Origin of the sequence: Dyadobacter sp. 32 (genome assembly GCF_902506755.1) — a bacterium.
Lineage (GTDB): Bacteria > Bacteroidota > Bacteroidia > Cytophagales > Spirosomataceae > Dyadobacter.
Genome location: NZ_LR735258.1, coordinates 6798436 through 6822411 on the forward strand (window position 1 = coordinate 6798436; position 23976 = coordinate 6822411).

18 protein-coding genes are annotated in these 23976 nt (G+C 45.6%); 16 read left to right on the forward strand and 2 right to left on the reverse strand.

The window, feature by feature from the left end; genetic code table 11:
- Positions 1-91: 91 nt before the first annotated feature.
- Positions 92-409 (reverse strand): hypothetical protein, encoded by a 318-nt coding sequence (locus DYADSP32_RS27760; protein WP_149239710.1) that lies wholly within the window; start codon positions 407-409, stop codon positions 92-94.
- A gap of 2 nt (positions 410-411) precedes the next feature.
- Between DYADSP32_RS27760 and DYADSP32_RS27765 the strand changes: the two genes are divergently transcribed.
- The 9 genes from DYADSP32_RS27765 (at position 412) to DYADSP32_RS27805 (ending at position 10500) form a co-directional block, all read left to right on the forward strand.
- Positions 412-960, forward strand: coding sequence for an outer membrane beta-barrel protein (locus tag DYADSP32_RS27765; protein WP_149239709.1), 549 nt, complete (start codon positions 412-414; stop codon positions 958-960).
- A gap of 969 nt (positions 961-1929) precedes the next feature.
- Positions 1930-2250 carry a GIY-YIG nuclease family protein gene (locus tag DYADSP32_RS27770; protein WP_149239708.1) on the forward strand — a complete coding sequence of 107 codons (321 nt, stop codon included), beginning with the start codon at positions 1930-1932 and terminating at the stop codon, positions 2248-2250.
- 239 nt (positions 2251-2489) lie between these two features.
- Positions 2490-2747, forward strand: a complete 258-nt coding sequence (locus tag DYADSP32_RS27775) for a hypothetical protein (RefSeq protein WP_149239707.1) — start codon at positions 2490-2492, stop codon at positions 2745-2747.
- Between the two features lie 331 nt (positions 2748-3078).
- A complete protein-coding gene (gene aqpZ, locus DYADSP32_RS27780; RefSeq protein ID WP_149239706.1) occupies positions 3079-3762 on the forward strand; it encodes an aquaporin Z in 684 nt (227 codons plus the stop codon).
- A 77-nt stretch (positions 3763-3839) separates the two neighbouring features.
- Positions 3840-4196 (forward strand): hypothetical protein, encoded by a 357-nt coding sequence (locus DYADSP32_RS27785; protein ID WP_149239705.1) that lies wholly within the window; start codon positions 3840-3842, stop codon positions 4194-4196.
- Between the two features lie 37 nt (positions 4197-4233).
- Positions 4234-4881 carry a response regulator transcription factor gene (locus DYADSP32_RS27790; RefSeq protein ID WP_149239704.1) on the forward strand — a complete coding sequence of 216 codons (648 nt, stop codon included), beginning with the start codon at positions 4234-4236 and terminating at the stop codon, positions 4879-4881.
- 708 nt (positions 4882-5589) lie between these two features.
- Complete coding sequence (locus tag DYADSP32_RS27795) at positions 5590-6240, forward strand: response regulator transcription factor (protein WP_149239703.1); 651 nt, start codon at positions 5590-5592, stop codon at positions 6238-6240.
- A 226-nt stretch (positions 6241-6466) separates the two neighbouring features.
- On the forward strand, positions 6467-6838 hold the full coding sequence (locus DYADSP32_RS27800; protein ID WP_414618110.1) for a hypothetical protein: 372 nt from the start codon (positions 6467-6469) through the stop codon (positions 6836-6838).
- Positions 6839-7293: 455 nt separating this feature from the next.
- Positions 7294-10500: a PAS domain-containing protein gene (locus DYADSP32_RS27805; RefSeq protein WP_414618111.1), complete on the forward strand. Its 3207-nt coding sequence runs from the start codon at positions 7294-7296 to the stop codon at positions 10498-10500.
- Between the two features lie 56 nt (positions 10501-10556).
- On the opposite strand, the gene DYADSP32_RS27810 is transcribed toward DYADSP32_RS27805, so the two are convergent.
- Positions 10557-10802, reverse strand: a complete 246-nt coding sequence (locus tag DYADSP32_RS27810; protein WP_149239700.1) for a hypothetical protein — start codon at positions 10800-10802, stop codon at positions 10557-10559.
- A gap of 586 nt (positions 10803-11388) precedes the next feature.
- Between DYADSP32_RS27810 and DYADSP32_RS27815 the strand changes: the two genes are divergently transcribed.
- The 7 genes from DYADSP32_RS27815 (at position 11389) to DYADSP32_RS27845 (ending at position 23962) form a co-directional block, all read left to right on the forward strand.
- On the forward strand, positions 11389-12462 hold the full coding sequence (locus DYADSP32_RS27815; protein WP_149239699.1) for a LacI family DNA-binding transcriptional regulator: 1074 nt from the start codon (positions 11389-11391) through the stop codon (positions 12460-12462).
- A gap of 133 nt (positions 12463-12595) precedes the next feature.
- Entirely contained in the window at positions 12596-14413 is a 1818-nt protein-coding gene (locus tag DYADSP32_RS27820; RefSeq protein ID WP_414618112.1) for a hypothetical protein, read from the forward strand.
- 293 nt (positions 14414-14706) lie between these two features.
- Positions 14707-15621 carry a sugar phosphate isomerase/epimerase family protein gene (locus DYADSP32_RS27825; protein WP_149239697.1) on the forward strand — a complete coding sequence of 305 codons (915 nt, stop codon included), beginning with the start codon at positions 14707-14709 and terminating at the stop codon, positions 15619-15621.
- A gap of 45 nt (positions 15622-15666) precedes the next feature.
- Positions 15667-17205, forward strand: coding sequence for a glycoside hydrolase family 28 protein (locus DYADSP32_RS27830; protein WP_414618113.1), 1539 nt, complete (start codon positions 15667-15669; stop codon positions 17203-17205).
- A 29-nt stretch (positions 17206-17234) separates the two neighbouring features.
- Positions 17235-20120 (forward strand): hypothetical protein, encoded by a 2886-nt coding sequence (locus tag DYADSP32_RS27835; protein ID WP_149239696.1) that lies wholly within the window; start codon positions 17235-17237, stop codon positions 20118-20120.
- Positions 20113-22728: a glycoside hydrolase family 20 zincin-like fold domain-containing protein gene (locus DYADSP32_RS27840; RefSeq protein WP_149239695.1), complete on the forward strand. Its 2616-nt coding sequence runs from the start codon at positions 20113-20115 to the stop codon at positions 22726-22728. Before DYADSP32_RS27835 ends, DYADSP32_RS27840 begins: the two co-directional genes overlap by 8 nt.
- Positions 22715-23962, forward strand: coding sequence for a hypothetical protein (locus tag DYADSP32_RS27845; protein WP_414618114.1), 1248 nt, complete (start codon positions 22715-22717; stop codon positions 23960-23962). Before DYADSP32_RS27840 ends, DYADSP32_RS27845 begins: the two co-directional genes overlap by 14 nt.
- Positions 23963-23976 lie beyond the last annotated feature (14 nt).

Sequence of the window (23976 nt, forward strand, 5' to 3'; positions counted from 1 at the left end):
TCACGGCGAGTTCAGCCAAGAGAGATTATTTATAAACTCCCCTTTGTAAGAATATGATTTTAAATATTTTTTCTTAGTAGAACCCAATAAGCTAACAGCCAATGGCCAAACGCTCTATGCAGGCCGCCGCTTGGCAGCACCTTTTAAAATCATCACACACACACAATAGAGAAAGTCGAGTCAGGTAGTTAACACTTCTTCCCGGAGTTCCGGGAAGAAGTTTCAAAACACCCATCGGCGCCACCGGATATAAGCGCCCATCGGCCACTGGAAAAATCATTTCAGAGCCGGTGTGTGGAGCCAACAGCCAAAAGCTAACAGCTAACAGCCCAAAGCTAACAGCTAACAGCCAACAATAGGCCTGAAAGAACGGTTTGTAATTTTTAGTTTCATATTCATCAATAAACAATCATGAAAAAAGTATTTTGGGTAATGGGAATGGTGTTATGTTCCGTATTGAGCGCAGAGGCGCAGAAAAACACCCTGCTGGTTTACGGCAATCTGGACGCGCTGTCGGCCAAAAGCGCCACAGGGGTAAAAAGCAGTACATTTTCAATTTCGCCGGGCGTTGGCTATCAGCTCGACGATCACTGGACAGCCGGGGTGAATCTGGCATCACACAATACCAAATCCGGCTCACCGGAGGTGAAGACCACCTCATTTGGAGCAGGGCCATTTATTCGTTACGCCTATGCTTTGTCCGACATCTTTGCTGTGTACGGTCAGTTCAATGCCAATGTTTTAGCAGGTAAAACGGCCGGTGTGAAAAGCAATGGCTTTCAGGGAAATCTATTCCCTGCGATCGGTGTAAACCTTAAAAATGGATTTGCACTCAATTTCAATTTCGGCAGCCTGGCTTTTGGCAGCAATAAAGTGAAAGGCGCGGATGCCGCCACGAACTTTGGGTTATCGTTCGGTAGCGGGGCTGGTTTTGGTATTTCGAAGAACTTTGGGTTATAGCAGCTGTCAGTCTGAGCGGAGTCGAAGACAGTCTGAGCGAACGGGGCCGCCCGGCGGTCGCACTTCGACTACGCTCAGTGTGACAGGATGGTAGGCTCAGTGTGACTAGAAGGTGAGCTCATTTTGACGAAATAGTGAACAGTTTAATTGTCCGTCTGAGCGAAGGTTTTGTCAGTCTGAGCGAACGGGGAGGCCCGGCGGTCGAAGACAGTTTGAGCGTAGGTATTGTCAGTCTGAGCGTAGTCGAAGACAGTCTGAGCCCGCACTTCGACTCCGCTCAGTGTGACAGCCCGGTACGCTCAGTGTGACGAGTTGGTGAGCTTAGTGTGACAGCCTGGTAAGCTCATTTTTACGAAATGGTGGGCAGTTTAATTGTCAGTCTGAGCGAACGGGGCCGCCCGGCGGTCGAAGACAGTCTGAGCCCGCACTTCGACTTCGCTCAGTGTGACAGCCCGGTACGCTCAGTGTGACGAGTTGGTGAGCTTAGTGTGACAGCCTGGTAAGCTCATTTTTACGAAATGGTGGGCAGTTTAATTGTCAGTCTGAGCGAACGGGGCCGCCCGGCGGTCGAAGACAGTCTGAGCCCGCACTTCGACTTCGCTCAGTGTGACAGCCCGGTACGCTCAGTGTGACGAGTTGGTGAGCTTAGTGTGACAGCCTGGTAAGCTCATTTTTACGAAATGGTGGGCAGTTTAATTGTCAGTCTGAGCGAACGGGGCCGCCCGGCGGTCGAAGATAGTTTGAGCGTAGGTATTGTCAGTCTGAGCGAAGTCGAAGACAGTCTGAGCCCGCACTTCGACTCCGCTCAGTGTGACAACATGGTAAGCTCAGTGTGACAACATGGTACGCCCAGTGTGACAAGTTGGTACGCCCAGTGTGACAAGTTGGTACGCTCAGTGTGTAGCAGTCCAATTTCAACAATGATTTAGGTAACCCCATTTTAGGATCATAAATGAAAAAACTGAAACAATGAGGGCATACTATGTGTACATTCTCAGGTGCAGGGACGGTAGCTACTACACCGGCGTGACAAGTGATATTACACAACGGTTTAAGGAGCACAGTGCCGGAAAATATACGAAGAGCTATACCTTTTCGCGGCGTCCCGTCCAACTCGTTTACTACAATGAATTCAATGATGTGACACAGGCGATTCATTTCGAAAAACAGCTGAAAGGATGGAGCAGAAAGAAGAAGGAGGCGTTGATGAACGGTGATTGGGATAAGCTAAAAATTCTGGCCGAATGTAACAATGAAACGAGTCACAAGCGCTACGTGCCAGATGGGTGAGTTTCTGTCAGTCTGAGCGGAGGTGCTGTCAGTCTGAGCGTAGTCGAAGACAGTTTGAGCGGAGGTATTGTCAGTCTGAGCGTAGTCGAAGACCGAGCCACGATGCCCGCACTCATACTGAGCCTGACGAAGTACGACCCCGGCGGCCCGGTACGCTCAGTGTTACGAATTGGAAGAATGGTGAGCCCGCACTTCGACTTCGCTCAGTGTGACACGTTGGTGAGCTCAGTGTGACAAGTTTGGGTACTGTCAGTCTGAGCGTAGTCGAAGACAGTCTGAGCGGAGGTGCTGTCAGTCTGAGCGTAGTCGAAGACAGTTTGAGCGGAGGTATTGTCAGTCTGAGCGTAGTCGAAGACCGAGCCACGATGCCCGCACTCATACTGAGCCTGACGAAGTACGACCCCGGCGGCCCGGTACGCTCAGTGTTACGAATTGGAAGAATGGTGAGCCCGCACTTCGACTCCGCTCAGTGTGACAGGTTGGCGAGCTCAGTGTGACAGGATGGTAAGCTCATTTTGACGAAATAGTGGACAGTTTAATTGTCAGTCTGAGCCCGCACTTCGACTTCGCTCAGTGTGACAGGCTGGTACGCTCAGTGTGACAGGCTGGTGAGCCGCACTTCGACTACGCTCAGTGTGACACGTTGGTGAGCTCAGTGTGACAAGTTGTTAAGCTCAGTGTGACAAGTTGTTAAGCTCAGTGTGACAGCATGTTAAGCTCAGGGTGGCACTATCTTAACCACATTCAATGACGCACATTTGCATTTATTGCCATGATAATCAACAAACCTAATTACTAATTTTTTTTATCACTTTTTACCACACAATTATGAAAAAGTATTTTGCAGAATTTTTGGGGACTTTCTGGCTTGTGCTGGGAGGCTGTGGAAGTGCAGCGTTGTCTGCTGCGTTTCCGGAGGTGGGGATTGGGCTGTTGGGGGTTTCATTGGCTTTTGGGTTAACCGTTCTGAGCATTGCCTATTCGTTGGGACATATTTCCGGCGCCCATCTCAATCCGGCTGTTTCGATCGGCCTCTGGGCTGGGGGCAGGTTTCCGGGTAAGGACCTGATGCCTTACATGGTATCTCAGGTTGTGGGTGGTGTGGCCGGGGCCGCGGTTCTGTACGTGATCGTTACGGGCAACGGGAGTGCAATCGGCGATTTTGCCGCAAATGGTTACGGCGACCATTCGCCAGGCAAATACAGTATGGCAGCCGCGCTGATCACGGAGGCCGTGATGACTTTTATGTTTCTGATCGTTATTCTTGGATCTACGTATCGGGCGGCTCCGTCGGGGTTTGCCGGAATCGCCATTGGTCTCGCACTGACCCTCATTCACCTGATCAGTATTCCGGTTACCAATACGTCCGTAAATCCGGCAAGGAGTATCAGTCAGGCTGTTTTTGTGGGAGGCTGGGCGCTGGATCAGTTGTGGCTCTTCATTCTGGCACCCGTTGCAGGTGCTTTGCTGGCCGGCGTGGTGCACCGGACACTCACAGATAAAATCGAATGAAACTTTGCCACCACAAGTGGGAAATCCGGTTCTTTTTTTGGAATCGAATGACCAAATCATGATTTCTCCTCGGCGATATGAAAAGGATTCTAGTTTACAACCAGTCACAGGACGTTTTGCTGTCATTTGAAAATGTCACTTCTGCCGATTTTCAAATCGAAACAGCTATGTCTATCCATGAAGTTTTTAAAAAGTATTTGTTTCATAATCAATTGGATAGCATGGATCCCGTTCCGGATGTTTTTCTGGCCAATCTGTGTGAGCCGACAAAAGAAGTAATAGATTTCCTGAATTATGTAAACAGATATCGGCCGAAGCTCAAAATGATTGTTGTGATGGCGTCGTCCCGAAAAGTTTCGTTACTGAAAACAATTTTCAAAGGAAAAGATATATGCATTTCGGAGCCGGACTGTCTTCCTGATATTTTAAACTGATCCAGTCGTCGGAGTATCCTTAAAATTCTCAAAAATTATGATAACCATCGGATTAATAGATAATTATGCCATCATCAGGTTGGGTTTGAATTTTTTGCTCCATGAGCATTTCAATGAGCTGGAGCTTCTGGAATCTGACAGCGTTGCGGATTTTGCCAACCAGTACGAGGAAAAAAAATGCGATGTGCTGGTACTCGGCAACAATTCGCTTATTGCCCGCGATTGCTTTAAAACCGTATCGGCACTGAGAAAACTGTTTCCCCAGGTTCCCATTCTGGTCTATGACGAGAATATCAACCAAAATCTCACCGTCCGGTATTTTGAGCTTAGAATACAGGGATATATCGCCAAAGAAAGCATAGCAAGGGAAATTGTCAATGGAATTAACGCGTTGCTGAACAAGAAACAGTTTCTCTCTCCCGACGTGCTAGAGAGGTTGCTGCGGTTTGTGGTACGCAAGGAACTTGAACCCGCTGGTGCCAATGTGCTTACGGCCAGAGAATCGGAAATTGCATTGTATCTGAGCCAGGGCATGAAAACTTCCTGGATAGCCAAAACCCTCGACCGAAAACCTTCTACGATCAGCACCATCAAACATACGATTTTCAAGAAAATGAAAGTCGACAACGTGGTTCAGCTAATGAACTTATTTGGCCTCAGGGACTTGGAAAAAGCAGGCAGGTGAATAACGGAATCCCGCTGCTTCCCAGAAAAGCTTCAACTGGTTTCATACAAGGTAAAAAAGACAAGCGCAGAGAGGACAAAGTAGAATTACCAACGACCCAAAAGTCTTTTGCGTTCTTTGCACGTTACCTCATCTGCTTTGCGTGAAAAATGTAAAATTGACAGGTATGATCAAACTTTTCAGAACCGGTAATTTATAGTAGTATTTCGATATGTTGGCGTGGATTATTTCTAGTGAATTTAACGTTCAAACTTATAAGTTTGTGTTAGTAAAAGACGGACGCTTCCACGGCGGGACTCGTCCGTGAATTAACAATGGTTTAAAACAAACCCTCCTGAAATAATGACTACAAACGATAGAATAAACCGGCACGAAAGTAATTTCTGCTTGCAACCAATCTGCCTGATTACGGTCCCCAGCATTATTACCGTTATGGGGCATGTGGATGAGTAGCTGCCGTCATGACGAAGAGCAAATTTGCCGTGATTTAAATCGGTACAGACTTCACAGCGTTGGCGCTGTGAAAGAACCGGAAACAAGGGTACTCAACGAAATTACACACTTGCACACCCTGTATGTTGGTAGGCTTCCTCTGAGGTCTGCCAACAAAATTTGACTATCAGGTTTCCGGTTAAGACGGATTCCGCTGTGGAACACCAAACTCATAGATTTCCCCTTCGTAAAAATAAATAATAAAACACAAGCATTATGATCACCATCGGAATAATAGACAGTTACAAGATCATCAGGTATGGATTAACGGCACTGCTTCATGAGGTGTATGACCAAATCGAAATTTTGGAATCGGATAACATTCCGGACTTTGCGATGAGCCGCGGGCAAAAGAAGGTGGACGTGCTGATCCTCGGCAATAACTCACTGGTGCCGTCAGAATGCTTCGAAGCCGTTGTGATGATGAGGAAGGATTTTCCGGATACACCTTTGATTGTTTATGATGAGAATCTGAAACAGAATCTGACGACCCGGTATTTTGAGTTGAGCGTAAATGGCTATCTTTTGAAGCAAAGTATTGCCAGTGAAATAGCACGAGCCATCAGCACGGTACTTGCTAAAAACCACTTTATTTGTCCTGCATTGCTTGAAAGCCTGCTTATGTTTGTTACCAAAAAGGATATGGAATCCAAAGAAGGGAAAGTGCTCACTGCCAAGGAGTCGCAAATTGCTCTTTACCTCAGCCAGGGAAAGAAAACATCGTGGATCGCGAATACACTGGGTCGTAAGCCTTCCACGATCAGCACCCAGAAGAGTACGATTTTCAAAAAAATGAAGGTTGAAAATATTGTTCAGCTGAAGTCGCTCTATAATCACAGGAATTTAGAAACGCAGTACAACAGGTAGAGGCAGGTGAGGTGAGATGTGAGATGTAAAATGTGAGAGGTAAAATGTAAAATGTGAGATGTGAGAGGTGGCCGTTGCTGGGGTGATAAGTTTGGCTATGCCAGGAAAATTATACTTAGATATCTGTTCAGTTACGGTAAGGTTTAAATCCTGATGGGATAATAGCAGGATTTATTAGTAATTTAGTAGCCGTTTCATTAATCAGAAATTCAATTCAGGAATCAACATGAAAACAAAACGCTACTTTTCTCTGATCCTAGTCGCCATGAGTGTGTTTTCGATGGCAATGCGCGAGGCTTTTGTGGCTGACGATCTGGTTGGCACATGGAAATATATGATCAGCGATGTGCCGGCGGAATACCAGTCGGGGTCATTTATTTTTGAGCAAAAAGAAAACAAAACGGTTGGATACGTGGATAGCGGCGAAAAGAATGAAATGATAGCGTTGTCGATGGATCAGGGGAAGATCACATTTACCACTGAAAATCAAGCTGGTACATTCAAATATAGCTTAATGCAGAAGGCCGACACATTGATGGGTAGGATCGTATCTCAATACGGAGATTTTGCCATTATTGCTGTGAAACAAGCTAAGTAGTAACCTTGTTCCTGATCGTATGGGGTAGCATTTTTACTAAAAGGAATATCAATCAAATAATCCTCTGGCAAATGTGCTCTCATTTTTACCTACGATGATGTGTGGGCTAAGCCTCATTTGCAAATCAAAATACAGGGGCGTAGATCTGTCCTCTTCTTAGCGAAAATATCCAGTGGAGGGCTTTAGCCCTGATAGGTAATCCAGTTGTACCCGTTAAAATGGGTATTTCGTATCTTCCAATTTTTCGAGAATTAACAAATACTCTCCCATCATTTCATTGGGATAGAAACGGTACCGCTTTGGCTTCACTTCTCCCAAATCAAATATCACGCCGTTTTGAATCGGGTTGCCTGGCACAAAAACATTTTACCTGGGTTTTTCTTTGAACTGAATGGTTTTGGCATAATATTGTCAGGTAATCAGGTGTCGATATGTTTAGCTGCCAATTACCGTACATGGAAAATTCCTCGCGTCCCTTTGAATTGAATAACTTATTGGAAATAAACAGGTTAGATCTTGCCCTTGAGTCGGCAGGGATTGGGACCTGGGAATTGGACCGGGATGCAAACCAGATGCGCTGGTGCCGCAGAGCGCAGAATATCTTCTCCAGTACAACGGATAACCTGATAGAATATCAGGATTTTTTAGAGCTGATCCACCCTGGTGACAGACTGTTGTTTTCTACAGAAATGGATAACGCGCTAGGCCTGAAAGCTCCAAATCGTTTTTCTCTTGAATTTAGAACCGGGAAAAATAGCCTGAGTGGATACCAATGGCTACATTGTAAAGGACAATCCCACGCAAATATTGAGAATGGCGAATTACGGATTTTAGGCACATTTTCTGATATTACCAAAGAGGTAGAAAGCCGAAGGCATCTTATTGAAAAACAAAAAAGGGCAAGTGGCTTCGAGGCAGTCATTGACCAGGCGCCACTGGCGATCGGGCTTCTGACGGGTCCCGACTTTGTCGTCGAACTGGGTAATGATAAGCTTTTTGAAGTATGGGGTAAACCATCTTCCATCATGGGCATGAGGCTCGCAGACGCACTGCCTGAAATTGAGAATCAGGTATTTGTGGATCTGCTAACGGAAGTTTATCAGACAGGGATGCCTTATTCCGGGCAAGGGGTACTTGCCCATTTGCGGCGGTTCGGTGTTCTGGAGGATGTCTACTTCGATTTTGTCTACACGCCTGTGCGATCAGATTCGGGTACCGTGACCGGAATCATGGTAATGGCTAGCGAGGTTACCGGATATCATAATGCGCTTCACCAACTCGCGCATAGCGAAGCAAGATTTAAGGCCCTTATTGAGCAGGCGCCAGTGGCAACATCCCTTTTGACAGGCCGAGACATGGTTGTAGAGTTGGCCAATAGCACCATTATAGATTACTGGGGCAAGGGCGACTCCGTCATCGGGAAACCATTGCGTGAGGCTTTGCCTGAATTGGATGGACAGGGCTTTTTAGAAATATTGGATCAGATTTATCAAACCGGCGTTGCCTACAGTTCGGAAAACGCCTCTGTAAATTATGATGTGGGGGGGAAGTTGGTTACCTATTACTATAATTTCACCTATAAACCTGTTTTTGACAATAGTGGGCAAATGTTCGGGATTGTCATCATGGCCATTGATGTCACGGCCCAGGCCCTTGCACAGAAGGCGCTTGAAGAAAGCGAACTAAAGTTAAAAACGGTGATTGAGTCGGCCCCGGCTGCTATGGGCCTTATGGTAGGACCGGATCTCAGGATTGAAATGACCAACCAGGCCTTTATTCATATTGTTGGAAAAGGACAGGATATTGCCGGAAAACCGCTTGCGCAGGTTATGCCCGAGCTTGAAAGTCAGCCTTTTTTAAAGATTCTCCATAATGTGTATACCACGGGTGTTTCCTATAAAACATTTGGGGTACAAGTGGATATTGTCCGGAACGGAGAGATGACCTCTAATTTTTACGATATTAATTATACGCCGATTTATGACAGTTCCGGAGAGATCTACGCCATTCTGAATATCTCAACCGATGTGACCGAGCGTGTGAGTGTAGAAAAACAAATCCGGCAAAGCCAGATGCAGCTGTTAGGATTGTTTGAACAATCACCTGTTGGGATTGCGATGATAGCCAAACAAGATCTGACCTTTACCATGGCTAACCCATTCTATGGAAAACTGGTAGGGAGAGATTCGGATCAGATCATTGGAAAACCCCTGATGAAAGTGTTTCCGGAATTAGCAGGGCAAGGATTCGACAAGCTTTTGATGGATGTTTTTGAAACGGGTAAACCATTTTTGTCGCGGGAGCAGGCGGCGGAAATCCAGTACGATGGCGTACTTAAAACAATTTATGTAAACCTTGCTTACCAGCCACAGCGTGATCCGGATGGTCAGGTTACGGGAATTTTGGTGGTGGCTACCGAGCTCACCGATCAGGTGCTGAGCCGGAAAAAAATTGAAGAGGCTCAGGCTTTCCTTCAAAGCGCGATTGAACTTGCCCAGCTGGGGACCTATTCTATCGATCTTCAAACCAGGTCGTTCAACTATTCCGATCGTCTGAAACGCTGGTTTGGCATCCAGGATCACGAAGAGGTTACCGTAGAGAGCGTCTATGCCGCAATTAGCCAGGAGGATTTGCCGGCGGTAGTGTCCGCATTTAACGAGGCGATCACCCCGGGCTCTGGCGGCCAGTACGACATGGAGTACACCATGGATGCAGAAAAGACCGGCGCAGCCCGTGTGCTGCATGCGCAAGGTAAGGTGTTTTATGATCTGGGGGGTGTTCCTCTTACAATGATCGGTACGGTACAGGATATAACTACAAACCGTGAAATAAAGGTTGCTCTCGAATCGCAGGTACAGGAAAGAACGGAGCAACTGGCCTCAACCAACGCAGCGCTTGCTGCCACCAATTTAGAGCTTCTGAACTCCAATAATCTTTTGAAGCTGTCCAATACCAATTTGCAGCAGTTTGCCTATGTTGCCTCCCACGATCTTCAGGAGCCGCTCCGCAAGATCAAGTCCTTTGCAAATTTATTGACCGAACGGCATGGTGAAAGTTTGGGCGATGGGGGCATTACTTATTTAAATCGAATGCAGTCAGCTGCAGGTCGCATGTCCAATCTGATTGATGACCTTCTGACATTCTCAAGGGTGACCTCCCAAAAAGAGCATACCGGTATGGTGTCTCTTGCCAAAGTGATCAGCCAGGTACTGGATGATGTGGACCTGGCTGTAACGGAGTCCGCTGCGGTGATAAGCGTAGGGAGCATGCCCGAGATCAATGGTGATGAAACTCAACTGCACCAGTTATTTCAGAATCTGATCAGTAATTCGCTTAAATTCAAAAGACCTGATGTGCCTCCGGCAATTCAGATAACCAGCTCCATTGTTTCAGTTGAACACCTGCCCAAAGAACTTGTCGTAACAAGAACAGCAGGTTCCTTTCATAAGATAATCGTAGCTGACAACGGGATAGGCTTTGATCAGAAGTATGCCGACCGGATATTTCAGTTATTTCAGCGACTTCATGGCCGAAGCGAGTACGCGGGTACGGGAATTGGACTGGCCATCTGCGAACGGGTCGCTTCCAATCATGGAGGTGGTATTTCGGTTGAAAGCCGTCCTGGCGAAGGGGCGCGGTTTAGTGTTTTCTTTCCGGTTTAGGGGGCTGTTTTTTTGGTTGAAAGAAAATGGCAATCGCCATTGAGAAATAAACATGGTTAAATCTTGATGACGAATGCATCTTGATTTTCCGTCAACTTTATAAAACTGACGACTTTTATCAGTTTGGGCGTAAACACTACCATTATGGTAATTTTTCTGCCAAAATGAAGCTGCACCTTGATCTCTTCGACAAACTTGGCCTGATACACCTCCAACACCGATTCAACAAACGCGAAAGCATCCAAAAAGTCCGTGTAAACAATGCTGTCGTTCCAAACCTCTATCTTAATAGGCGAACGCATAATGAGTTGAGCATTTATTTCAAAAAGAACCAAAATACTACTAGGCCCACGGCCCGGTTTTTAAAATTACGGTTGTGTTTGATACAATTCGGGTCGATTTAACTAGCTATTTTTTAGATGTTGTTTACAGCTTATTAAAAATTATATTAATGACTGTAAGAGTTCGCTGGTAAATTAGAATATGAATTTAGCCACCCCTGAAAATCAAAACGAATGACAATCAATCGATTATCAGGTGTTTTTGTACTCCTTCCAGAACAGTTGTCGAACCAATTTTTGGAAGATCTTAGAAAAATTGGCCAATTGGTTGTGAATCTTGTGTAGGCGGATTGTTTACATATGCCCTCAAATACAAATCCTGACACAGTTCAGCGTACACTTCCATATTAGGACATTCTGCTACATAGTAATATGGTTGGTACATTGAAATTGTCCTTTTCAACACCAAGATGCTTGTTGTCTCGGACTAATTTTCTCCCTTACCAGAATGCCTAATAGACATTTATAAAGCTTAGATGTTTGAGAAATTTTCGTCAACCTTTGACCCGATTGTTTATATTTGACCTTCATTTATACTGAAATCATTGTGGAAGAAAAAGAAGATAGTTTGCTTTCAGGGGTGAAGGAAATTGCAAGAAGGGCAAAGGTGTCCAGGGCAACGGTGGACAGGGTGATTCACGACAGACCAGGGGTATCGTTGAAAACAAAGAATCGCATCAACGCCATTATTGAGGAACTAAATTACCAGCCTAATGTACTTGCACAGAGACTAGCCCTGACTTCCCGGGGTATTGTCAGGCTTGCTGTTTTATTGCCCGATATTTCCGGGGAAACCGAATATTGGAAAGCGCCGTTGGAGGGCATTAGTAAGGCCGAAGCGGAAATTAAACAGTACGGTGTACAAGTGGATTATTATTTTTTTGACCAGAATATTCAGTCCGTTTTTGCTCAGCAGGTGCAGCGGATCATGGATAACAAGCCGGACGGCGTACTTATAACGCCCACATTTGAACCTGAGTCAATTTTACTGTTGCAGCATTGCAAGGAAAAAAAAATTCCATGCGTTTTGATGAACTCGGATATTCCGGGGCAGCAAAGACTCTGTTACATTGGTCCCGAACTCTTTGACAGCGGATATCTTTCAGCGCAGCTAGTCCACTATTGCCTGAAGGAAAACCAGAAGGTAATGATTGTGAACATAGCCAGGGAGATTGAAAATAACGTCGCAATCCTGCGGAAGGAGCAAGGGTTTTTAGCTTATTTTAAAGAAAAATTATCGGAAAACCTGTTATTACCTCTAAATACAACAGACACAAGTTATCCGGCAGTTGCGGCAAAGCTAAACCAGATGATACAGGATGAAACGCATATTGGTGTCATTTATGTTACCAATTCCAGAGTTTCGCAGGTTGCCGAATGGCTCGAATCGATAGGAAGGAAGGATATTATTTTGATTGGCTACGACTATCTTACTAGGAACATTGAATATCTTAAAAAAGGAATCATCGATTTTCTTTTGTGTGAAAAGCCGCAGGAACAAGGCTATCGCAGTGTTATGACCTTATTCCAATTTTTGGTATTTTCCATTGTCGTGAAAGAAGATTACCTGATACCGATTGACATTATCACCAGCGCAAACTACAGATATTATAGAAATTAAGCCGGATCGCATCTATTGTATCTAATTTCGTGCACGTGCCCTTTCTAATTATGAGTTAATCCTTAGCCCTTTATTTATGAAGTACGCTGTTATTGTCCGGATATTTGTTCTGATGTGTTTATCCACGGCATCAATGTCCCAGCGGATTCATATCAAAAAGGAATATGCTTCTACGTTACTGGAGCTAACAAATACTTTACTGGATCTTCAGATCAATCAACAATCTCATGGGGACTGCGGCGCCTTGGTTTGTAAGAATTGCAATGTACTGCATACCAGAGCGGGAGAAGCGGTTTATCCCTTTGCCGTATCTTACAGGATTGACGGGAACGAACGGTATTTGAAAGCTGCCAAAGACGCTGCAAGCTGGCTGATCAGACAGCAGCAGGCAAATGGAAGCTGGAAAGAAACGCCGGAAGAATGGACTGGAACCACCACGGATCAGCTCCTGATGTTGCTGCTTGCTTACGAATCAATCTCCGATAAATTGAGTAGCCAGGAGAAGGAGACCTGGCTCAGTGCCGCGCAGAAAGCAGCCGACTATCTCTGCGAAGTAATGAAGCCAGAATTTGCGAGCATCAACTATGTAGCGACGACAACCGCCACACTAGCCAAAGCGCATGAAATTACAGGTATTCAGCGGTATGCAGACAAAGCGAGGGTCCTGGCGCGAAGGACCATTTCTAAAATGGACGACAAGGGCTTTATCAATGGAGAAGGTGGAAGAGGTGTGGGGGCCAAACTGGGGATTGACCTGGGATATGAAATGGAAATGTCGCTTTGGGGGCTGGGACTTTATGCAAAAATTACCGGAGATACAGTGGTGAATAACCGCGTTCGAAATGCGCTGAAAGAACATCTGTACTTTATCTATCCGGATGGTTCCATGGATAATTCCTGGGGCATTCGCTCCAACAAATGGACCTTGTACGGTGGCGCCACTTCCGACGGTTGTCAGGCCCTGTTCTCGCTTTACAGCAATGAGGACGAGCGTTACGCGAATGCCTCTTTCAAAAACCTGGAATTTCTTCGAAAAAGTATCACGCCGAGTGGCCTGATTGGATATGGGCCACATCACATGAGGGTTCTTAAAACGGTTCCTTGTATTTATCCCACTTTTACCAAAGCCAAAAATCTGGCGCTGGCTTACCAGCTGGAAATGAAGGAAACCAGGCCTTACGTTGCATTGCCATCACAGCGTGAAGGTTGGATTAAATACTTTTCAAATCTGGATGTCGTACAGGTAAGGACCAAAAACTTCATGGCCACTGTTACCGGCTATCGTTATAAAGATCAGATGGCGGGTGCTAAAAGCAAGTATATGTTTCGTCCAAACGGGGGCACGATTTCTTATTTATGGGCCGAGGGATTCGGTGCGTTGCAGGCTTCCAGTGTTACGGAATACTCCCGTCCGGAACCGATGAGCTTTCCCGAGGCCCCAGGTGTCAAAAGTCTCACACCTCAGATCGCTTACACGGATTCGTCTGGTCATTTTACCAATCTGTTTGAATTTGATGCTCATTTAAAAGCTGGGGAGGTTGATCATGGCCGGTTTGTGGTGGGAGCAAAAGGTGAGCTGAAAAACAGGAACTGGATAAACGGCGGCGTAGCATACGACATCGAGTACACATTTGCGGACGATTTTATCCAAAAGAAAATAACCCTTACCTACCACGATGCCTATCCGGTGATAACCATTTCCGAGCCTTTTATCCTGGAAACCGGCACGCGAATCGTTCAGGAAAATGATTCAACCGTTTTGATCCATGGCGCGAAAAGGAATTTTAGGTTTACTACAGACGGAAAGTCTAAGCTAATTTTAGGAAAAGACCAGATACATTACTGGGCGCCATACCCTGCTTTGGCGGCGTTCCCGGTTCAATTGCAGGTGACGCCTCCTGAACCGGGATTTGTTAAAACAGTTGTTTATAAAATTTCAATAAAAAATTGAAATAATCACTTACAGCTATAAAACCGGTCAAATGAGCTGTAATCGCCGATTTTAATTCAATTACTTTTTGTGAAATGACCATTTGATAGTCTTTTTGCGTCTTTTTTGTTTAAAAACAAAGTGAATAATTTGGTGTAACATATTTTTATTTTAAATTTGTGCACGTGCCCGGTATGGCAATCACTCCTGCAAACTGTTTCAATTATCCAATAGCTAATTCAAGCAGTTTTTATTTTGTAAAATTTCGGGCACGTGCCCGAAATTGATTGATTAACATTTTTTTGCGAGAGTTCATGGAAATTAGCTGTGCATATCTTTACATCATCTCCAGATATGGTTATCCGCCACCGGTTCAGGATACGATTGCTCATATTAAAGAAATGGCGGAACTGGGATTTTCAGCACTGGAGCTTGAAGCGATCGGTAAGAAAAATATTGAGTATTTGTTTGAAAATAAAGAGGTTGTAAAAGACGCATTGACTCAATATAGTTGTTCTGTGCCGGTCTTCTGTGTTGTATTACCAAGGCTTGGTGCCGATTTGGCCGAAGGGGAGCAGGCGGAATGTCTGGGACTTTTTGAAATGGGATGCCAGACTGCACGTTTTTTTGGTGCGAAAGGCGTTTTGGATAATGGCCCGCTTTTACCCTTGGACTATCCGTCCGATATGCCTGTTATGCGTCATTACAGCGGAGCACAAGTTTCCGGCCTGCATCTGCCAATATCTTTGAACTGGGATACCTATTGGAATAAACTAACAAAAACATACAGATCTGCCTGTGCGATAGCGGCAAAATATGGGCTTGATTATCATCTTCATCCCTGTGAAGGATGCCTGACCGCTACAACGGATTCGTTTTTATATTTTTCACAAGCAGTAAATGCGCCAAACCTGATGTTTAATTTGGATACTTCCAATCAGTTTTTGGTGAGGGATAATTTGTCATTAAGTCTGATAAGGCTAAAAGACAGAATCAGTTACATACACATCTCGGATAACTCCGGGCAGAAAACGGAACACCTTCCGCCCGGAAAAGGCCAAATTGACTGGGATGCATTTTTCTCGGTTCTCAAAGAAATTAGTTACAAAGGCAGGATTGCCATTGACGTAGGCGGCAGTGAGACAGTAATCGAAAACATAGAAAAAGCCTACCACGAATCCGTAAGCTGGCTGAATAAAAGGATTGAATATTATCTCGAACCGGCCTGATCGGTGTATAGATTAATCTGTTAATAAAAGTTTAAATCATTGTTAATGAATATTTTAGATAGCTATTTTTCTGGTCTGACAATGCGGATTTTGCTGGTTCTGGTGGCGGTAACATCTGTACAGTTACGGGCACAAACCTACGACGTCCGCCATTCCGGAGCGATCGGCGACGGGACTACGGACAACACACTGTTCATTCAAAAAGCAATTGATTCCTGCGCGGTGACCGGCGGGAAAGTGTATATTCCAAAAGGCGTTTATCTGTCCGGAACGCTTGTTCTAAAAAGCAATGTAACACTGCATGTATCAGCTGGCGCAACCCTTCTGGGCCAACCCGATACAAAATTTTATCCCCATCAAAATTCTGGTATTCCGTTTTACGGTGAGGACTGGGCCAAACAGGCGCTGATTTTTTGCAAAGGACAGAAGAACGTTGCCATTGAAGGTCAGGGCATGATTGACGGACAAGGCGCTGCGTTTGTGAAAACCACTTTGAAAAAACCGGACCGGTATAAAGACAGACCGTATCTTTTGTGGTTTGCAGGATGTGAAAACGTATCGGTTACGGGTGTCCGGTTGCAGAACTCAGCCTTTTGGATGCAGCATTATCTGGGTTGTAAATATCTGCGAATTGATGGTATCAAAATCTGGAACCATTCCAACAAGAATAACGATATGATGGACATTGACGGTTGCAGTTATGTGACTGTCTCGAATATCATTGGTGATTCGGATGACGATGGCATTACAATTAAAAGTACTTCACCGCTTGTTTCCGAGCATATTACAATTACAAATTGTGTACTGAGCAGCCATTGCAGTGCGATCAAGTTTGGGACTGAATCGGTCGGAGGCTTTCGTAACATCGCTATCTCGAATTGTGTTATCAAACCGTCTGCGCAACTTAAAACCATTTACGGCAAGCCGGGAGGAATTGGCGGATTGGCCATGGAAATTGTAGATGGCGGCATGATGGAAAACATCACGGTAAACAATCTGGTGATCGACGGTGCCGAGGTTCCGCTTTTCGTCAGACTAGGTAACAGGGCCCGCAAACACATTGAGTCCGCTAATACGCCTGGATTAGGGAAAATTAGAAATATCAGCATTTCCGATGTGGTTGCTACCGGAGCGGGCATTACCGGCTGTTCTTTTACAGGCATAAGCAGAGCACCGATTGAAAATATTTCATTGCATAATATCAGCGTTGAATTTGCCGGAGGCGGTGTCGGTTCTGATATACAACGTGTTGTAGATGAACTGGAAGATGCATATCCGGAAGGAACCATGTTCGGGAAATTACCCGCCTTCGGATTTTACGTTCGACATGCCAGGGACATTAAAATGTCGGGCATTACGTTGCGTTACAAAACCGCCGAGCAGCGGCCGGCATTCTTTGTATCCGACACCCATGATTTTTCTATCCTGGATACGCACGTGAAACCAAATCCGGGTCCGCAGGCAATGATTAAAGTGGAAAAAAGTTCGAATGGACTCATAGCTGCTAAAGAATATCATTTCCCTGCTGCCAATTTTATTGAAAAGGATAAGTTGTCAAAAAATATTATTGGAAAGAAAGAATAGAAAATATCAACTTACATTACGTATATACATTGAGGTTAGTTCTTGTCATATGTTTTCTGGCGGTTGGTCTGCTCATCGTTTGCCCTGCAAACGGAAAGCAGGCAGGCAACTTCCTGTATGATATGGGGAGCGTATCTTCGCGTGTTGAAAATGGTTATATACGCGTGAATCCTGATTTAACTTATAACAAAAAGCACGGTTATGGCTGGATCACCAGGCCAGATTATGCCTTTGATACTTTATACAACAGAATTGCCGATACCTTATTTTGTGACGGAGTCGTTGGTGAAAAAATGCTGATTTTTAAAGCAGATATTCCGGAGGGAGAATATTTTGTGATGGTCGCAGTGGGGCACCCAGGACAGGAAGTCATGCAGGCCTCAATCAACGTGAATGCTCATATTTTGACTGATAAAATTTCGGCTCCCTGGTTTCGGCTTCCTTACAGATCCGTTCGCAGCAAAATAACGGTTGGAATAAATGGAGCTGTTGTCGAAATAAAATCGATTGGAAAAGTTGATCTTGTCGGTTTGTATTGCATTGAATTCAGGTCAGTTGCGGGTGCAGACGAACTAATTTATTCCAAAAAACCGGAAACGGAAGCCGGAGAAATGACAGCATCTGAGGCCGCTTTGAAGGAGAAAATACGCCGGGATCCTGCTAACATAGCTTTGCAAAACGGCCTGAATATTTTGCAAAAACATCTTAAAGCGGATAGGTACTATGAGCTGGCCGGATGGTCGCAATCTGTGACAGAGACAAAAATGAACCAGATTCAGCGCATGTATGCTGCCATTGACTTACTGGATCAAATCGTAGCCGATCCGGCCGATCCGCTGTATTATAAATCACTTTATCTGCTTGCAAAAATTCATTACTGGCTGGCAAAGGAAGATTCTGAATTGCTTCCGGAGAGTAAGGCACAGATTTATTTTGATCAGTTAGCGAAGGTATTTCCTGATCATCAGTTGATTATAATGTACAAGGGAGAACAAATTGAAGATACGTTCAAAGCCGGTTCGGATATGTCCGGAGCGCCGAAATGGGCTGTTTTACAGCGCGAGGCCATGGCGCGGATGTTGAAGGTAATTCATTGGTGGGTACAGAACCGCCAGGCTGAGAACGGGGAGTTGGGCGGAAAATATGCTGATGATGTGGAAATGCTTCGGTGGTGGTTACCTGCCATTTTAGGAGCCGACGATAGCCTTGCCCGGGTTGGTTACACCCGGCTGGCCGACGGTATCTGGAACAGTGGCGCGCTGGTGAGGGGGTATGACAAAAAAATAGACGACGTCGAACATTCGGCAGAGCTTTTCAGGGATTCGCATACGGGCATGTTTCTGGTGCGTTATGGAGATCCGGCTTATGTGGAGCGGGCTATGATCAGTATGCAGAATTTTGGCGAGGTATGGTCGGGCATCACCAAAACCGGGCACCGCCATTTTAAATCTTATTATTTATCTGCAACGGAAACACTCACCGAACCGCCCTTTGGTGTGGATGTTCCCCTGAATGCAAGAGCGCTTCTTCCCGGACTTTGGGCGGCATGGTACAACAGCAATCCGTTGTTGATCAAACAGTTTTCGGAATGGGCACAGGCATGGGTGGAAGATGCAGCAAGGGAAGAGAATGGCAAGCCTGCCGGGATCATTCCACCGGCCGTTTCCTTTGAACAGGAAAAAATCGGCGGGTATGCAGCTAAATGGTACGAGCCAGGTTTAAAATACAGTTACTACAACTGGGACCATCTGGGGCATATCAGCGAATTGTACAGTTTTCTGTCCGGAATGCACGCAATTACCGGCAATGATTCGTTTTTGAATCCGGTCAATAAAGTGGCTGATCTCATGAGCGGTCCCTTGCAAAGCAATCGGTCTGCGCAACAGCAACCCGGCTCTTCGGACTGGGTGAAAAAGACGCTGATCCTTGGCGGAGAAGATAAAACGGCGGGTGCAAATCCTTTTGGCAATATTTTTGCAATGACGGCCAAACTGACTGGTGAAACCCGGTACAACGATCTGGTCAGACAGTATGCTTCTCCTTACAACAGATATCAGCTCACTGGCAGCCAGGATGAAATGATGAAGGGTTTTGACGCCATCCTCAATTCACTCAGATACAATTTTCCGCTCATGACCAGCGAGGTCAAATTTACCGACCGGGTTTATGTCAGAGGCAGCGACCTGCTGGCCGGCATGTACACCGGCCACTTCGGACGTGGATTTGAGTTTCCTGCTTTGGTCGCTACCTGGAAAAACACAGGCCCGGACGTATCCGTTTTTGTTCGAAAGGGTGACAAAAATTCCGCATTGGTTTCGCTCCACAATGCGGGCGATCAAAAGCAGGTGGAAATGAATACCTGGATGCTGACGCCTGGTGTATTTAAAGTAAGCGTGGGGTTAGATAAAAATGATGATTCCGTTTCTGAAGAACTGATCAACGAGCAGTCGGTAACTGTGAATGAAAGGGTGGGGCGCATTAAATTTCAACTTCCGGCAAGAGCGCAGGTGGTGGTTCGGGTTAGCAGAATCAGCGAGATTAAACAAAAGGCACGGCCGTTACCAGACATTGCGCTTGCCCGCAACGATGTCGTTATTTCTGAATCTGCCGATCAGTCCGGTATGGTGAAGATCGGGTGCACATTGCACAACATCGGCAATGCACCTTCTGGCCGTGCGATGGTGTATCTGATTACAAACGGAGCACTTTCGGACAGCGCCTCGGTCGACGTGATTGACGCGCCAAATGATCTTCATCCGCGTATGCAAACCATTGATTTCAAATGGAAACCAACACCCGGAAAGCATCAGATTAAGGTCTGGGTTAAATACGAGGAAACGGAAGTTAATTCACATAACAGCAGTGTTACAATAGGTTACACTTATCCTGATATAAAAAGACAATCAAATGATTAGAAATATTATCTTTTTAATCCTGCAAATTTTTGTGCTGTATCAGCCGTTGGAAGCATCGCCATCTCCGGTTGATGGCTCCAAAGTGATGTATAACCAAGACAGCCCTTCACAAGTGTTGCCTGTTTTACCTTATCCGCAGTTTGCAAATAAGGGAGCAGATGCGTTTGTCTATAGCTCAAATATTGAATTCAAAACAACGGGTCTGAGCCGCGAGCAGGCCACCCGGTTGACGGCGAACTGGGAAGAATTTAAGCCAGGAATTAGTGGTGCTGAAAAGACGAAATTGATGACTGTTGAGCTTCTTCTTCTCAATGAGCTAAAACAAAATCAGCCTGATTTTTGGAATAAAACACAAATTTATAAAGACAGTATTGGTAATGAAGGTTATGTTTTGATGGCAGAACATGGAAAAATCGTTATTGGCGCCAATACAGAAACCGGGCTTTTTTATGGCCTTCAAACACTCCGCCAACTCACACGGGCAGGCTGGAACAGGGAGGTGTTTATTGCCGACTGGCCTGCATTCCCAACCAGGGTCATTTTTGATGACATCAGCCGCGGTCCGATATCGAAGCTGGATTACATTAAAAAGCAGATCGAAAGGATGGCTGAGTTGAAGATCAACTACCTTTCTTTTTATATCGAACACGTTGTGCAGCCATTGTCTCACCCGGATTTTGCGCCAAAAGATGGCAAACTGACCATTGCACAGATTAAAGAGTTATCGGCTTATGCTGAAAAATTTCATATGAAACTGATCGGCGGTTTTCAGTCTTTCGGGCATTTTGAGAAAATTCTTGCACTGCCTCAATACACTTCAATGGGCGAGACCGGCTCGCTGATCTCGCCTTTGGACCCGAAGGCAAAACAGTTTCTGACAGATGTGATCGGCGAGCTTTGTGATGCGTTTAATGGGCCCTGGTTCAATGTGAACTGCGATGAGACTTTTGATCTGAACAAGGGAAAATCAAAAACGTACATTGACAGCATCGGAGCAGACCGGTTTTATGCCGATCATCTTAATTTCCTGTATGATATAATTAAGCGTCACGACAAAAAAATGATGCTCTGGGGAGATGTGGCGATCCAGTACGAAAAGATCCCGGACATGTTGCCAAAGGATGTGGTTTACCTGACCTGGGAATACGGATCGAATGATAATTATGACAAATGGATCAAGCCATTTGCCAGCCGGGGGCTCGAATTTATGGTTTGTCCGGGTGTGCTGAATTCCTACCGGATGTTCCCCGACATGGTCATGGCAAAGTCCAATATCAAAGGTTTTATGCAGGCAGGAAAGGCAAGTGGTGCCACCGGTGCATTCACCACGCTTTGGGACGATGGCGGGACATATCTTTTTTCGGCTGATTGGTATGGCGTGTATGCAGCTGCGGAAAAGAGCTGGAATCTGAAAACGGCAAATGAACAGTCATTTGATTCAAGGTACAGTGCAACTGCTTATGGATCAGACAATACCAGTTATGTCAAAGCGGTGTTTAAATTGATGGAGCTCCGAAGCCTGCCGCTTACCTACAACCTGAATGATCTGTTATGGCACCAGCAGATGCTGCCGTCCAAAGGAAAACAGCTTTGGCTGAACAATACGGACCTGCCTGCTGCAAAAAAGATTCTCAATGAAGCAGCTGATCTGCTTGCTGCCAGTCCGGCGAGATTCAATACAAGTGATATCAGTACGCTGGCGCACACGATCGCTCAGTATCAGATCATGTTGGATACCCGCCGGCTTCTGGCCAGTCAGGCAAATATTTATCGCGAAGCCATCAGGATAAAAAGTACCCGTTTGGAAGACGCCAGGAGTTTGCTGTTGTTGTCTGTCGACTCATTAAAACAATTAAAAGAAAGGTACACCTCGCTCCAAAATAATTTCCGTCAGCTGTGGAGAGCTGAAAATCAGGAATATTGGCTGGATGTGGTCATGGCTCCATATGACACCAAAATCCGGGAGCTTGGCGATCTGGAAAATGTATTAAAAAATACAGCCTTATCGGCTGCCAGTAAACTACAATTGCCGGCTTCCGATCAGATTGGCCTGGATATTCTGGAAACACCGCATACTTATTTTCAGTACTGGCTGCTCACAGGGCCGTTTCCTGCCAGCAAGAATTTAACGGTTCCGCCATTTATGTACTCCGAAAATGAGGAATATAACAAACCGCCGATTCCAGGCGGAATTGCCACTTACAAAGGGAAAAATTACCGCTGGCATAAATTCGCCTCCAAAAGCGGAGGAATGATTGACCTTAATGAATATTTTGGCAAAAAAACGCCTGCTACGGCTTATGCGTATTGCACTTTGAACGTGACGGGAAAAGCTGTAACAGAGGCGTTTGTCAAGGCCCCTGCCGGTACCGAAGTTTTCTGTGACGGTAAAAAAATGGCGTTTATTTCGATTCAGAAAACAGGGTTCGACGAGCAAAAAATCACACTTGCTTTGGGTAAAGGAAATCACCTTTTTCTATTAAAAGTGCCTGGTAAAGCGGATGCTCCGTGGCGTTTCAGTATGCGGCTGGGCGAGGGCATGGAGGTGGTGAACAGTAAACATAAATATCAGACAAATTCTAAAAACAAAACGTATGATGCGGAGTAACCGGAGTTTTTATTTATCGCTTTTGATGCTGCTGCTTCTCGGAGGTTCCGGGGCCAGCGCTCAGACAAAAAAGCAGGATGTAGTACTGGCCATTGATCAGATTGCAAAATATGTTTCCGAAGTGATGATGGATGCGGAGGGTAAATCCAAATGCGACTACAACATGACCGAGGGGAAATGGTACGACTATGAAGTGCCCTGGCACACGGGCCAGGCAGTGAATGCCTTGCTGGCCGCTTACAAGCAAACCGGCAACAAAAAATACCTGGCAGCCGCAACCAGAGGGGGTGATTGGTGGGCAGGACTGGAGATTAAGGAACATCCTGTTTTGAAAGGCATGGTTAACGCCCGGCATGGAGATTCGATCGGTGAAGATTTTATTGTGTTTGCAACTGTTTCAGACGGAACCCCCGGAATTTATGAACTGTCAAGAGTGACCAAAAATCCGAAGTATGCAAAGGTGGCCACGTCCGCTGCATACTGGATGATGAAAAACATGTATGATCCTGAAAAAGGAGTTTGCTATGACAATGTAGACGCCAAAACGGGTGAAGTGCTGAAAGAATACAGTCCCTTCTGGAAGTCGAAGGAAAAGCAGGAGCTATTTGACGTTTCGCGCCCGAATACCGAAGGTTGGTTATTCAAAGATGCTTTTGAGTTTTCAGGAGATAAAAAATTCAAAGATGCGTTTATCAATCTTTGCAACAGTCTGATCGAGAAACAAGGACCTGAGGGTGTCTGGATGAGTTTTATGCCAAATTCAGTTCAGGAAAGATCATTTCATCCAAGGTTTTCGCTATGGTATGCCGAGTCACTGATTGAGGCGTTTAAATTAACCGGCGACAAAAGATACCTGGATGCAGCCGCACGTACTGCCGAAGTTTTTGCCAAAGCCCAGCAAAAAGACGGAACCATGTTTTACGACAATTATCTGAACGGCAGGCAGCCCGACAAAGGATCTGTGACGGGTTCGGCTGCGGCGCTGGCGGGCATCGTCTGGATTCAGCTTTCACAAAACGGATACAAACAGTTTGACGCAAATATTGAAAAATCGGCAAACTGGCTGTTGCAAAACAGATATGCAAGCGACCATCCCGATCCCAATCTGAGAGGGGCCGTGCTGGAAACACGGACCAGGTTCAGGAAAGGCAAAGTGTGGCTTACCAACCGCGACACCGGCAGCATATTTGCCCTTCGTTTTCTGGTCGATTACACCGCTTATAAATTCAAATAAATCTCCCACTTCTT